This window comes from Verticiella alkaliphila, from assembly GCF_018904615.1.
Lineage (GTDB): Bacteria > Pseudomonadota > Gammaproteobacteria > Burkholderiales > Burkholderiaceae_B > Verticiella > Verticiella alkaliphila.
In genome coordinates this window covers 1-12,834 of the sequence record NZ_JADCNH010000060.1, presented here as the reverse complement: position 1 = coordinate 12,834, position 12,834 = coordinate 1, and the positions used below count along the sequence as shown (strand labels likewise).

Annotated in this window: 10 protein-coding genes; 4 read left to right on the top strand and 6 right to left on the bottom strand. The window is 68.9% G+C overall.

The features are described from left to right. The first annotated feature begins 185 nt into the window (after nt 1-185). Genes IMZ29_RS21245 through IMZ29_RS21230 form a run of 4 tightly spaced genes read left to right on the top strand, consistent with a single transcriptional unit; the run spans nt 186 to nt 4,477 of the window. Nucleotides 186-812 (top strand): LysE family transporter, encoded by a 627-nt coding sequence (locus IMZ29_RS21245; RefSeq protein WP_216188094.1) that lies wholly within the window; start codon nt 186-188, stop codon nt 810-812. Between the two features lie 38 nt (nt 813-850). Further along, complete coding sequence (locus tag IMZ29_RS21240; protein WP_253207355.1) at nt 851-2,170, top strand: paraquat-inducible protein A; 1,320 nt, start codon at nt 851-853, stop codon at nt 2,168-2,170. After that, nucleotides 2,167-3,822, top strand: a complete 1,656-nt coding sequence (locus IMZ29_RS21235; protein ID WP_216188092.1) for a PqiB family protein — start codon at nt 2,167-2,169, stop codon at nt 3,820-3,822. The genes IMZ29_RS21240 and IMZ29_RS21235 overlap by 4 nt, the downstream gene beginning before the upstream one ends. A gap of 1 nt (nt 3,823) precedes the next feature. Further along, a complete protein-coding gene (locus IMZ29_RS21230) occupies nt 3,824-4,477 on the top strand; it encodes a PqiC family protein (RefSeq protein ID WP_216188090.1) in 654 nt (217 codons plus the stop codon). A gap of 104 nt (nt 4,478-4,581) precedes the next feature. Here the strand turns inward: IMZ29_RS21230 and fdhD are convergent, their stop codons facing one another. From fdhD to IMZ29_RS21200, 6 genes are all read right to left on the bottom strand, one after another. Continuing rightward, on the bottom strand, nt 4,582-5,382 hold the full coding sequence (gene fdhD, locus IMZ29_RS21225) for a formate dehydrogenase accessory sulfurtransferase FdhD (protein WP_216188088.1): 801 nt from the start codon (nt 5,380-5,382) through the stop codon (nt 4,582-4,584). 6 nt (nt 5,383-5,388) lie between these two features. Beyond that, the gene (locus IMZ29_RS21220) at nt 5,389-5,655 is read right to left on the bottom strand and encodes a MarR family transcriptional regulator (RefSeq protein WP_216188086.1); all 267 of its coding nucleotides are present in this window, start codon (nt 5,653-5,655) and stop codon (nt 5,389-5,391) included. Further along, the gene (locus tag IMZ29_RS21215; RefSeq protein ID WP_216188084.1) at nt 5,639-7,987 is read right to left on the bottom strand and encodes an FdhF/YdeP family oxidoreductase; all 2,349 of its coding nucleotides are present in this window, start codon (nt 7,985-7,987) and stop codon (nt 5,639-5,641) included. The genes IMZ29_RS21220 and IMZ29_RS21215 overlap by 17 nt, the downstream gene beginning before the upstream one ends. A gap of 117 nt (nt 7,988-8,104) precedes the next feature. Further along, nucleotides 8,105-8,353 (bottom strand): formate dehydrogenase subunit delta, encoded by a 249-nt coding sequence (locus IMZ29_RS21210; RefSeq protein WP_216188082.1) that lies wholly within the window; start codon nt 8,351-8,353, stop codon nt 8,105-8,107. Nucleotides 8,354-8,363: 10 nt separating this feature from the next. Further along, nucleotides 8,364-11,240 carry a formate dehydrogenase subunit alpha gene (gene fdhF / locus IMZ29_RS21205; RefSeq protein WP_216188080.1) on the bottom strand — a complete coding sequence of 959 codons (2,877 nt, stop codon included), beginning with the start codon at nt 11,238-11,240 and terminating at the stop codon, nt 8,364-8,366. Nucleotides 11,241-11,270: 30 nt separating this feature from the next. Beyond that, a complete protein-coding gene (locus IMZ29_RS21200; RefSeq protein ID WP_371820385.1) occupies nt 11,271-12,806 on the bottom strand; it encodes a formate dehydrogenase beta subunit in 1,536 nt (511 codons plus the stop codon). Nucleotides 12,807-12,834: the final 28 nt, after the last annotated feature.

The following is a 12,834-nucleotide window of genomic DNA, read 5'->3' as shown; positions in this document are numbered from 1 at the left end:
GGCCGCGACGCCGGCGCTGGCAACGGCCAGCGCCGGGGTCCGCGCCCGGCCGGCAGCGGCCATCGCGACGGCGCGGGCCGTCGCAGCAGCGTGTTGCTCGGCAAGTAACCGTCGAGCGCACGACACACAGGTAAACTGGTCGATCGGCGCGCGTACCTCGCGCGCCGGATTCCTCGGACCGCGTCATGTCGATCAGCACCTGGCTTGCCTTCTTCGTCGCCTCCTGGGCGATCTCCTTCTCGCCCGGCTCGGGTGCCATCTCCGCCATGTCGGCCGGCCTGCGCCACGGCTTTCGCCGTGGCTACTGGAATACTGCCGGGCTCATCCTCGGCATCGTCTGCCAGGTGATCATCGTGGGCGCCGGTCTGGGCGCCCTGCTCGCCGCCTCCGAGGTCGGTTTCGCGATCGTGAAATGGCTGGGCGTGGCCTATCTGGTGTATCTGGGCGTGCGGCAGATGCGCTCGCACGCCGCGCCCGTGCAGGCCGACGACACGCCGCATGACGGCAGCCGGCGCGCCCTCGTCACGAGCGGCTTCCTGGTGAACATCACCAACCCCAAGGGCACGGTGTTCCTGCTCGCCGTCGTGCCTCAGTTCATCAATCCCGCCAATCCGCTCACCGGCCAGTACGCGGCCATTGCGGCCACGCTCGCCTTCACCGACCTGGTCGCCATGGGCATCTACACGGCGCTGGCCGCCAAGGTGTTGCGGCTGCTGCGCAATCCGCACCACATCCGCTGGATGAACCGTATCTTCGGTGGTCTGTTCATCGCCGCAGGCGTATGGCTGGCGACGTTCCGCCGTCAGGCCTGACGGCCGCGCCGGGCGCCGCGAGCGCCCCACCCGCGCCCATGTCTGGCAGGCACACCCACGCGGCCGGCCACCCGCTCGTCGGCTGCGAGCTCTGCGGGGCCGTCTATTCCCGGCGCCCGCTGCGCCTGGGGGAGATGGCCAACTGCGCCCGCTGCGACACCCATCTATGGCGTGCGTCGCGCCTGGATGCCGGCGCCTGGCTTGCCCTCGCGCTCGCCGGCCTGCTGGTGTTGATGGTGGCCAATGTCTTTCCGATCGCCAGCCTGGCGGTGCAGGGGCAGACTCGCTCGGCCACGCTGTTCGAGGCCCTCGTCATGACCTGGCAGCAGGGCCGCGAAGGCGTGGCGCTCATGGCCGGGCTCACGGCACTGGGCCTGCCGCTATTGCAGATCCTCCTCCTGCTCTGGGTGCTCGCGCCCTTGACCGCCGGCCGGCTCGCGCCGGGATTCCGGTTCGCCACCCGCCTGCTCGGTCTGGTCCGTCCCTGGTGCATGGTGCCGGTGTTGCTGCTTGGCGTCCTCGTGTCGCTCGTCAAGCTGGCCGGTCTCGCGCGGCTGCAGCTGGAGGCCGGGTTCGTGGGGCTTGCCGTCCTCTCGGTGCTCGGCACGCAGCTCTCGCGACTGTCGCCGCACGTGGTGTGGCGCCTGGTCGAAGATGCCGGGCTCTCTCCCGTGCGTGCGCGCACGGCCGGGGCGGGCGAGCGGACGGCCCTGTGCCACGTCTGCGGCCTCGTCCATGCCGTGCCGGCCACGGCCGATCATGGCCACACGGATTGTCCGCGCTGCGACGCCGTCGTGCATTGGCGCAAACCCGATCACGTCGCACGCACGTGGGCGCTGCTCGTCACCGCAGCCCTGCTCTACATTCCCGCCAACGTCTGGCCCGTGATGGAGATTCGCGGCGTTCTGGGCGGCAGCAACCACACCATTCTCGGCGGGGTCATCGATCTCTGGAAAGCCGGATCCTGGGATCTTGCCGTGATCGTCTTCGTGGCGAGCGTGGCCGTGCCGATGACCAAACTCCTCGCCCTGGTCGTGCTCCTGCTCTGCGTGCAGCGCGGCATGGTGACGAACCGCCCCCAGCGCACACGCCTCTATCGCGTCGTCGAGTTCATCGGTCAATGGTCGATGCTCGACGTCTATGTCGTGGTGCTGCTCGGCGCACTCGCGAACTTTCCAGGCCTGATGCAGATCAGTACAGGACCGGCAGCCGGCGCGTTCGGCCTGGTCGTCGTCCTGACGATGCTCGCGGCCATGAGCTTCGACCCGCGCGCCGCGTGGGACGTCCCGAATTCGGCATCCTCCGGCGCTGCACCCCGCGCCGCCCGGCCCCTCCCCGTCCAGGAACCCCTTGCATGAGCCGCCCACCCGAGTCGCCTGACGACACCCTGCCTGCCGAGGGCGGCACACCGCGCATCGTGCAACGCAAGCGCCGGATCTCCCTCATCTGGCTCGTGCCCATCGTGGCCGCCATCGCGGGGGCGGTCCTGGTCTACCGGACCTGGACCCAGTCCGGGCCGAGCGTCACGATCGGATTCGAAGCCGCCACCGGTCTGCAGGTGGGCCGCACGGAGATCCGCTTCAAGGACGTGTCGATCGGCACCGTCACGGGCATCCGGCTGCGCCAGGACTGGGGCGGCGTGGAGGTCACGGCCGACATCAGTCGCAACGCCGCTGACATCGCGCGAGAAGGCACCCGCTTCTGGGTCGTGCGTCCGCGCCTCGCCCTGAGCGGCGTCTCTGGTCTGGGCACGCTCATCTCCGGCGCCTACATCGCCGTGGACACGCCCGATGGCGCCCCTGCGCGCGACCGGCCGACCCAGTACGCCTTCGTCGGGCTCGAACGCCCGCCGGAGATCACCGCAGACCGTCCGGGCCGGCGCTTCACGCTGCATGCCGCAGAACTCGGCTCGCTGGAGATCGGCTCGCCGATCTACCTGCGCCGCATCAATGCCGGTCAGGTCGTGGGCTACGACCTTGCCGAGGACGGCCAGCGGGTGAACGTGCACATCTTCGTGAACGCGCCGTACGACCAGTACGTGACGAGCGGCACGCGCTTCTGGAACGCGAGCGGCGTGGACGTGGCCATCGGCGCACAGGGCCTGCGTCTGCGCACGCAATCTGTCGTCTCGCTGCTCCTGGGTGGCATCGGCATGGAGCCTGCCGCCGAACCGCAGGCGCCCGCTGCCGCCGACGCCCACTTCACGCTGCATGCCAATCAGCAGGCGGCCACCGCCAAACCCGATGGCGAGGCGCTGCCCATCCGCATGCGCTTTGCGCAATCGGTGCGCGGCCTGGCCGTGGGCGCGCCCATCGAGTTCAAGGGCATGGGCCTGGGCGAAGTCACGGCCATCACCATGGACTACGACGCCAAGACCCAGGAGTTCGCCGTCCTGGTCGATGCCAACCTCTTCCCGCTGCGCCTGGGCGAGGTCTACGAACGCCTGGCCGCGAGCCCGCTGGGTGTGCAGAGCGAGCGTGATGCCCTGGCCACGCTGGTGCAGCGCGGCCTGCGCGCACAGCTGCGCACCGGCAACCTGCTCACCGGCCAGCTCTATGTGGTGCTGGACTTCTTCCCCGATGCCAAGCCCGCCACGCTGCCGCCGGGCAATCCGCTCACCGTGCCGACCACGCCGGGCGAACTCGATCAGCTCCAGCAGCAAGTGGTGAGCATCGTCACCAAGCTCGAGAAACTGCCGCTGGACCAGATCGCCAAGGAACTGCAGAACACGCTGGCCAACACCACGCGCCTCATCGGCCGACTGGACACCCAGGTAGCGCCCGAGGCCCAGGCCACGCTGCGTCAGCTCACGCGCACGCTCACGGACGTGAGCGCGCTCGTCGCCGAAGACGGCTCGCTGCCCCTGGGCGTGGACCGCACGATGCAGGAGCTCGCGCGTGCGGCACGTTCCCTGCGCGTGCTGGCCGACTACCTCCAGGCCAACCCGCAATCGCTGCTCCGTGGCCGTGGCCAGGATCCGGCCACCTCCACCCTGATGGAAAGGAACTGACATGGCCGCCGCCACTCGCTGTCTTCTCGTCTGCCTGCCGCTCGTCCTGGCGGCCTGCGGCACGCCACCGCGGCCGAACATCCATACGCTGCTGGCCGCGCCCAGCCCCGCGGCGGCCAGCGCGACGGGCGACTTCGCCGTGCAGACGATGCCCATCAACCTGCCGGCACAGGTGGATCAGCCCTACCTCATGCTGCGCACCGGCGGCGGCGCGCTGACGCCGCTCTACGGTGAGCGTTGGGCGGCGCCACTGGCCGACGAGCTGCAGGCCGCCTTCTCAGCCGCGCTGACGCGCCGCCTCGGCGTGCCGGACGTGGGCGGCGTGGGCGTGGCCAGCGGCCTGCCGACGTGGCGCGTGCAGACAGACGTGCAGCGCTTCGAGCTTCCGACGCAAGGACCGGCCGTGCTGGATGCCACCTGGCGCATCCGGCAGGACCGCGGCGCGGCCCTGCTGTGCCGCAGCGTGGTCGAACTTGCGCCTGACGGCGAGGGCGTGCCTGCGCTCGTTCAGGCGCAACAGCAGGCCGTGGCGCGCCTTGCCGACGCCGTGGCCCTGGCCATCGAAGCGGGAGGACGCCGACCCCAGGCCGTGCCGGGCGTGACACTGGCCAACTGCAGCCGAACCGAAGCGACGGCAGCAGGCGCGCCCGGCTGAGCGCACGGGGCCACGCGGGCGTCTGCCACGCGAAGGACGCGCGCTAGTCGTTGCTCAGACAGTGCCGCGGCCAGGCGCGCCGGCCGCTTGCCCTTTGAGCTCCGTCACGCGTCCAGGCGCGCGCGATGCGCATAGACGCTTGCCGTGGCACCCCGGGCGAATCCCACCAGCAGCAGCCCGGCCTCCTCGGCCAGACGCACCGCCAGGGCCGTGGGCGCAGACACGGCCACCAGCGTATCGATGCCGGCGGCCACGCACTTCTGCACCATCTCGAAGCTCGCCCGGCTGGACACCACGGCAAACGCGCCCTCACGCGGCTCACTCAGCGTTGCGCCGATGAGTTTGTCCAGCGCGTTGTGCCGGCCGACGTCTTCGCGCACACAGCGCAGCGAACCACGGGCATCGGCCCAGCCCGCGGCATGCGTGGCCCCGGTCACCTGATGCAGGGGCTGGGCGGCCCGCAAGTCCCCCAAGGCCGCCTGGATGGCCGCGAGCGACACTGCGCCGCGCGGCCCCAAAGGCGGCACGGGGCGAACCACCTGGTCCAGGGTTTCCACGCCGCACAGGCCACAGCCGGTGCGCCCGGCCATCGCCCGGCGGCGGGCCTTCAACTGCATCTCGCAGGCAGCAGCGATCTCGAGCTGCACCACGATGCCGTCAGCCCGGGGGATCACCTCGATGCCGCGGATGTCGGCCGGGCTGCGCACGATACCTTCGGTGAGCGAGAAGCCGCGCGCGAAGTCCGCGAGATCGGCGGGCGTGGCGAGCACCGTGGCGTGGCTGATGCCGTTGTATTCCAGGGCGACCGGAACCTCCTCGGCCAGCATGTCCTCGCGCTCGGTCTGCGGCGCGCCGTCCCGGATGGGCAGCACCGTGCGTGCGACATGGGTGGGGCCAGGCGTCATGAAGCGTCAATCCGTCGAAGGTTGGGCACCGAGCTGGGCCAGTCCGGCAGGCGTGAGACCGATTTGCCACTGATCGTCCTGCACCGCCACGTCCAGCCAACCGGCCCCGGCCTGCCCCAGCGGTGCCAGCAAACGCAGGACCTGGCTCGCCCGCAGGTCGAGTCGCTTGGCCAGCCAGGGCAGCGACACGCACTGCGTGGGGACGTCGGCGATCAGCGCGATCAGAAAGACCACCTCGGCCGGCGCGTTTGCGATCTCACGCGACGTCGGCATGCTCGGGCTCGGCCACCGGTTGGCCCTGGCGATCACGCTTCTGGCGGCATGGCACCAGGAGCACGGGCACCGACTTGGACGTCGGCGTGCGGGCCTCGTCGGCAAAGCTGGACAAGGGCACGAGCCCGTTCGTCTCCGGGTAGTAGCTCGCCAGGCAGCCGCGCGGAATCGCGTAGCTCACCAGCTTGAAGCCTTCCGCGCGCCGCTCCACGCCGGCCTCGTCCAGACTCACCAGATCCACCCAGCCGCCGTCGCGCAGGCCGGCCTCGACCAGGTCCTCCGCATTGGCGAACACCACCCGACGCTGACCGTACACACCGCGATAGCGATCGTTCATGCCATACACCGTGGTGTTGTACTGGTCGTGCGAACGCAGGGTGGCAAGATTGAACACGGGGCCATCGCGACGGCGGCGCGCGCGGTGGATGGGCAAGTCCTGCGGCACGGCATGCGTGCGGAACTCGGCCTTGCCCGAGGCCGTCACCCACTCGCGCTCGCCCGCCGTGTTGCGCAAGCGAAAGCCGCCCGGGTGATCGATCTTGTGCGTAAAGCCGGCGAAGTCGTCGAACACCTGCTCGACGCACTCACGAATGCGCGTGTAGTCCTCGATCAGCCACAGCCAGGGAATGGGGCTCGCCGGCAGGGTTGCAGCGGCGAGCCGGGCCACGATGGCAGGCTCGGACAGCAGGTGCGGCGAGGCCGGCGGGTTGATGCCGGCCGACAGGTGCACCATGCTCATCGAATCCTCCACCGTCACACCCTGCGGGCCCGTGGCCTGCTGGTCGATCTCGGTGCGGCCCAGGCACGGCAGGATCAAGGCTTCGCGGCCGTGGATCAGGTGGCTGCGATTGAGCTTGGTGGACACGTGCACGGTGAGCGCACACTGGCGCAGCGCGGCCCAGGTCGCCGCGGTATCGGGTGCCGCCATGGCGAAGTTCCCACCCATGCCGAAGAAGACGCTGGCACGACCATCGCGCATGGCTTCGATGGCACCGATGGTGTCAAAGCCGTTGGCTCTCGGCGCCGTGATGCCGAAGACTGACTCGAGCCGGTCCAGGAAGGCGGGCGCCGGCTTCTCGTAGATGCCCATCGTGCGGTCGCCCTGCACGTTGCTGTGCCCACGCACCGGGCAGGCACCGGCGCCGGGCCGCCCCAGATTGCCGCGCAACAGCAGCAGATTGACGATCATCTGGATCGTGGCCACTGAATGTTTGTGCTGGGTCACGCCCATGCCCCAGCACACGATGGCGCTGTCGGCTTCCAGGTAGACCTGACCGGCCCGGCGCATCTGCGCTTCGGACAGGCCGGATTCGGCCACCAGCGTCTCCCAGGGCTCAGCCATGACGTCGGCCACGAAGGCCGCAAACCCGGTGGTGTGTTCTGCGATGAAGGCGTCGTCCAGCACCGGCGCGCGCGCCTCGGCCCGCGCCTGCGCGTCCGTCTCCAGCACGTGGCGGATCATGCCCTTGATGGCGGCCAGATCGCCCCCGATGCGCACCTGGAAGTAATCCGAACTGATTCGCGTGCCGCCGCCCGTCAACATCTCCAGCGGGCTCTGCGGGTTGGCGAACTTTTCCAGGCCACGCTCGCGCAACGGGTTGAAGGACACGATGGACGCGCCGCGGCGTGCGGCGTCGCGCAGCTCGCCCAGCATGCGCGGGTGGTTGGTGCCCGGGTTCTGGCCGATGATGAAGATGGCGTCGGCCTTCGTGAAATCGTCCAGCGTGACCGTGCCCTTGCCCACGCCGATGCTCTGCTTCAAGGCCACGCCGCTAGGCTCGTGGCACATGTTGGAGCAATCCGGGAAGTTGTTCGTGCCGAAGGCCCGTACGAAGAGCTGGTACAGAAAGGCCGCTTCGTTGCTGGTGCGCCCCGAGGTATAGAACACCGCCTCGTCCGGCGAATCCAGTGCCTGCAAGTGGCTGGCAATGCGCGCAAAGGCGTCGTCCCAGCCGATCGGCACATAGCGGTCGCTCGCAGCGTCATACGCCATGGGCTCGGTCAGCCGGCCCTGGTCTTCCAGGAAGTAGTCCGATTGTTCCAGCAGTTCGCGCACGGTGTACTGGGCGAAGAGGGCCGGCCCTGCACGGCGCGAGGTGGCCTCGGCGGCCACGGCCTTCACGCCGTTCTCGCAGAATTCGAACGTCGAGGCGTGCTCGCGATCCGGCCAGGCGCAACCGGGGCAGTCGAAGCCATCCGGCTGGTTCGCGGAGAGCAAGGTTCGAGCACCCTTCAGCGGGATGTCGTGGCTGATGAGTTGCTTGGCGACGCTCTTCAACGCGCCCCAGCCACCGGCGGGGTGACGGTAGAAAGCGATCTTCTGTTCGGACATGATGGGCTTTATATGTTCTGCGGAACCTATAAACCCGACACAATCACTCGGGCTTGCCCAAATTTACCACGGGGTAACTTGCATCTATTAGGCAAAATATTGCCTAATAGATCACGCCTACGCCGCCGGCATCAACGCCTCGCGCCGCCGCAAGATGGCCTCACGCACCATGGGCGACAGGCACACATCGCCCGCACAGCCATCCGGGTGCGCCTCCAGGAAGGTCAGCAAGGCCCGCCGCATGCGCGGCTCCCAAAAGCGGCGCACATGATCGGCGATACCATCCAGGCCTTCCTCACGATCGGGCATCGCCGAGAAAAACTCGCCGATGCCATTGGCCATGCGCACCAGATTCGCGGCATCCATGATCGCTCTCCTACTTGGCCGTCAGCGCCGGCTCGACGGCCGGTTGCGCAGCGGGCATGAGTTGCTGCTGCGTCTCGGTGAATGCCGTCCAGCGACGCTGCCAATCGGAGGGCTGGGTCACCCGCGTCAGCTGCACCGCCGTCACCTTGTACTCCGGGCAATTGGTAGCCCAGTCGGAATTGTCCGTGGTGACGACGTTGGCTCCCGATTCCGGGAAGTGGAAGGTGGTGTAGACCACGCCAGGTTGCACCCGATCCGTCACCACGGCACGCAGCACCGTCTGCCCTGCCCGGCTCTGCACGCCCACCCAGTCGCCCGCGACGATGCCCCGATCCTCGGCATCCTGCGGATGCACTTCGAGCACGTCCTCGCTATGCCAGAGCACATTGGGCGTGCGGCGCGTCTGCGCGCCCACGTTGTATTGCGAGAGGATGCGGCCCGTCGTGAGCAAGAGCGGAAAGCGCCGCGTGCTGCGCTCCTCGGTGGGCACGTAGCGCGTGATGAGAAAGCGGCCTTTGCCACGGACGAAGCCGTCCACATGCATGATGGGTGTGCCATCGGGGGCAGCGTCGTTGCAGGGCCACTGCACGCTGCCCAGCCGATCCAGCTTCTCATAGGTGACGCCAGCGAACGTGGGCGTGAGCCGCGCGATCTCGGCCATGATCTCGCGCGGGTGGCTGTAGTGCATCGGATAGCCCAGGGCATTGGACAGGGCAACGGTCACCTCCCAGTCCGCCATGCCATTGCGCGGCTCCATCACCTTGCGCACGCGCGAGATGCGCCGCTCGGCATTGGTGAATGTGCCATCCTTTTCCAGAAAGGAGCTACCCGGCAGGAACACGTGCGCGTACTTCGCAGTCTCGTTCAGGAAGAGGTCCTGCACCACGATGCAATCCATGGCCGACAACGCCGCGGCCACGTGCTGGGTGTTGGGGTCGGACTGCACGATGTCCTCGCCCTGGCAGTACAAGCCCTTGAAGCTGCCCGCCAGCGCGGCCTCGAACATGTTGGGGATGCGCAGTCCGGGCTCAGGCTGGATCGTCACGCCCCAATCGGCCTCGAACTGAGCGCGCGTCACCGAATCCGAAATGTGCCGATAGCCGGGCAACTCGTGCGGGAACGAGCCCATGTCGCACGAGCCCTGCACGTTGTTCTGCCCGCGCAGCGGGTTGACGCCCACGCCCTCGCGACCGACATTGCCGGTGGCCATGGCAAGGTTGGCGATCGCCATCACCGCCGTGGAGCCCTGGCTGTGCTCGGTCACGCCCAGGCCGTAGTAGATGGCGCCGTTGCCGCCGGTGGCAAAGAGGCGCGCTGCCCCACGCAGCGCCTCGGCCGGCACGCCCGTCACGGCCGCCGTCGCCTCGGGCGCGTTCTCGGGCAACGCCACGAAATCCCGCCATTGCCCGAACGCCTTGTCTTCGCAACGCGCAGCCACGAAGGCTTCGTCCACCAGACCTTCGGTGACGATGACGTGGGCCAGCGCATTCAGCACGGCCACGTTCGTACCGGGCCGCGCAGGCAGGTGATAATCCGCGCGGATGTGGGGCGAGCTCACCAACTCCGTGCGGCGCGGATCGATCACGATGAGGTGCGCGCCTTCGCGCAGCCGGCGCTTCAGGCGCGAGGCGAACACGGGGTGGCCGCTGCTCGGATTGGCGCCGATCAGGATCACCACGTCCGTGTGCATCACGGAGTCGAAGGTCTGCGTGCCGGCCGATTCGCCCAATGTCTGCTTGAGGCCGTAGCCCGTGGGCGAATGGCATACCCGCGCACAGGTGTCCACATTGTTCGTACCAAAGGCCGCGCGCACGAGCTTCTGCACGAGCCAGGTCTCTTCGTTCGTGCAGCGCGAGGACGTGATGCCGCCGACCGCATCACGGCCGTGATCGGCCTGGATTCGCTTGAAGGAGGACGCGGCGAAGTCCAGCGCCTCCTGCCACGATACCTCGCGCCACGGATCCGTGATGCGCTCGCGGATCATCGGCTTGGTCACGCGCTCCTGGTGCGTGGCATACCCCCACGCGAAGCGCCCCTTCACGCAGGCGTGCCCACGGTTGGCCTTGCCATCCTTCCACGGCACCATGCGGATCACTTCCTGGCCCTTCATCTCGGCCCGGAAGCCGCAGCCCACGCCACAGTAGGCGCACGTGGTGATGACGGCGTGCTCGGGCTGGCCCATCTCGATGACGTTCTTCTCCTGCAGCGTCGCTGTCGGGCACGCCTGCACACAGGCGCCACACGACACGCAATCGCTCGCGAGGAAGCTGTCGGACTGCCCGGCCGTGACACGGGATTCGAACCCGCGCCCTGTGATCGTCAGGGCGAACGTGCCCTGCGTCTCCTCACACGCCCGCACGCAGCGGCTGCACACGATGCACTTGGACGGGTCGTAGGTGAAATACGGATTGCTCTCGTCCTTGGCCTCGGCCAGGTGGTTCGCCCCGTCCAGCCCGTAGCGCACGGCGCGCAGGCCGACCTGCCCCGCCATGTCCTGCAACTCGCAGTCGCCGTTGGCCGGACAGGTGAGGCAATCCAGCGGGTGATCGGAGATGTAGAGCTCCATCACGTTGCGGCGCAGCCGATGCAGGGTCGGGGTTTCGGTACGCACGACCATGCCGGCTTCCGCGGGCGTCGTGCACGAGGCGGGATAGCCACGCCGGCCCTCGACTTCGATCAGGCACAGACGACAGGAGCCGAAGGCTTCCAGGCTGTCCGTCGCGCACAGCTTGGGGATGTTGATGCCGGCCTCGGCAGCGGCGCGCATGACGGACGTGCCCACCGGCACGGTGACCGCTGTGCCGTCGATGGTGAGCGTCACCGTCTCGGTATGCGTGCGCGCGGGCGTGCCGAGGTCGCGGGGTCGGGCAATGACGGTTTCGAGCATGACGAGTCTCCTTGTCGTAGGGCAGCGCCGTCAGGCGGCCTCGCGTCGGCCGATGCCGAAATCTTCCGGGAAGTGCGTGAGCGCCGAGAGCACGGGGTACGGCGTCATGCCGCCCAGCGCGCACAGCGAGCCCGCCATCATGGTGTCGCACAGATCGCGCAGCAACTGCACCTGCGCCCCGTGCCCTGGGCCGCCCGCAGCGATGCGGTCGATCACCTCCACGCCGCGCGTGGAACCGATGCGGCACGGCGTGCACTTGCCACAGGATTCCACCGCACAGAAGGCCATGGCGTGGCGGGCCATCCCCGCCAGATCCACCGTGTCGTCGAAGGCCACGATGCCGCCATGGCCCACCATCGCGGAGATGCCGGCATAGGCTTCGTAATCGAGCGGCACATCCCACTGGGTTTCGGGCAGATACGCGCCCAGCGGCCCGCCCACCTGTACGGCACGCAACGGCCGCCCGCTCGCGCTGCCGCCCCCGAAGTCGTACAGCAGCTCGCGCAGCGTGATGCCGAAGGGCACCTCCACCAGCCCGCCGTGACGCAGATTGCCCGCCAGCTGGAATGGCAATGTGCCACGCGAACGACCCACGCCAAGATCACGGTAGGCATCGGCCCCTCGGGCGAGGATGTCCGGCACGCTCGCGAGGGTGATGACGTTATTGACGACCGTGGGCAGGCCAAATGCGCCGCGCAGCGCCGGCAGCGGTGGCTTGGCGCGCACCTGGCCGCGCTTGCCTTCCAGGCTCTCCAGGAGCGAGGTCTCCTCGCCGCAGATGTAGGCGCCCGCCCCCACCCGCACTTCCAGGTGAAAGGCCCGACCACTGCCCAGCACATCCGCGCCGACCCAGCCTTCCGCCTGTGCGGCCGCGATCGCGGCCTCGAGCGCGATCACAGCGTGCGGATACTCGCTGCGCACATAGACATAGCCTTGCGTGGCGCCGACCGCCAGCCCGGCGATGGCCATGCCTTCGATGAGCGCGAACGGGTCGCCCTCCATCAGGAGCCGATCCGAGAAGGTGCCCGAATCGCCTTCGTCGGCGTTGCACACGATGATCTTCTTCACGCCCTCGGCCTTGAGCACCGTCTGCCATTTGATGCCGGCCGGAAAGGCGGCACCGCCCCGGCCGCGCAGGCCCGATGCCGTCACGTCCGCCACGATGGCCTCGGGCGTGATGCTGACGGCACGCCTCAGGCCCGCGAGCCCGCCAGCATCCACATAGGCCTGCGCCGAGCGCGGATCGATCCTGCCCACGCGCGCGAACACCAGGCGCTGCTGCCGCGAGAGGTAGGGGATGGATTCGGTCGGGCCGTGCGCCAGGGCATGCGTGCCGCCCATCAGCCAGCCCGCCTCGAAGAGGGACGGCACCGCCTCGACCGTGACCGGACCGTAGGCCACACGCCCCGATGGCGTGACCACCTCCACCAAGGGCTCCAGCCAGAGCAGCCCGCGTGAGCCATTGCGCACGATCTGGATCGGCAGACCGCGCGCGGCAGCCTCGGCTTGGATGGCGGCGGCCACGGCGTCCGCGCCGGCCGCCAGGGCCGCCGCATCGCCCGGCACGTAGATCGTGGTGACGCCGGAGCCGGTA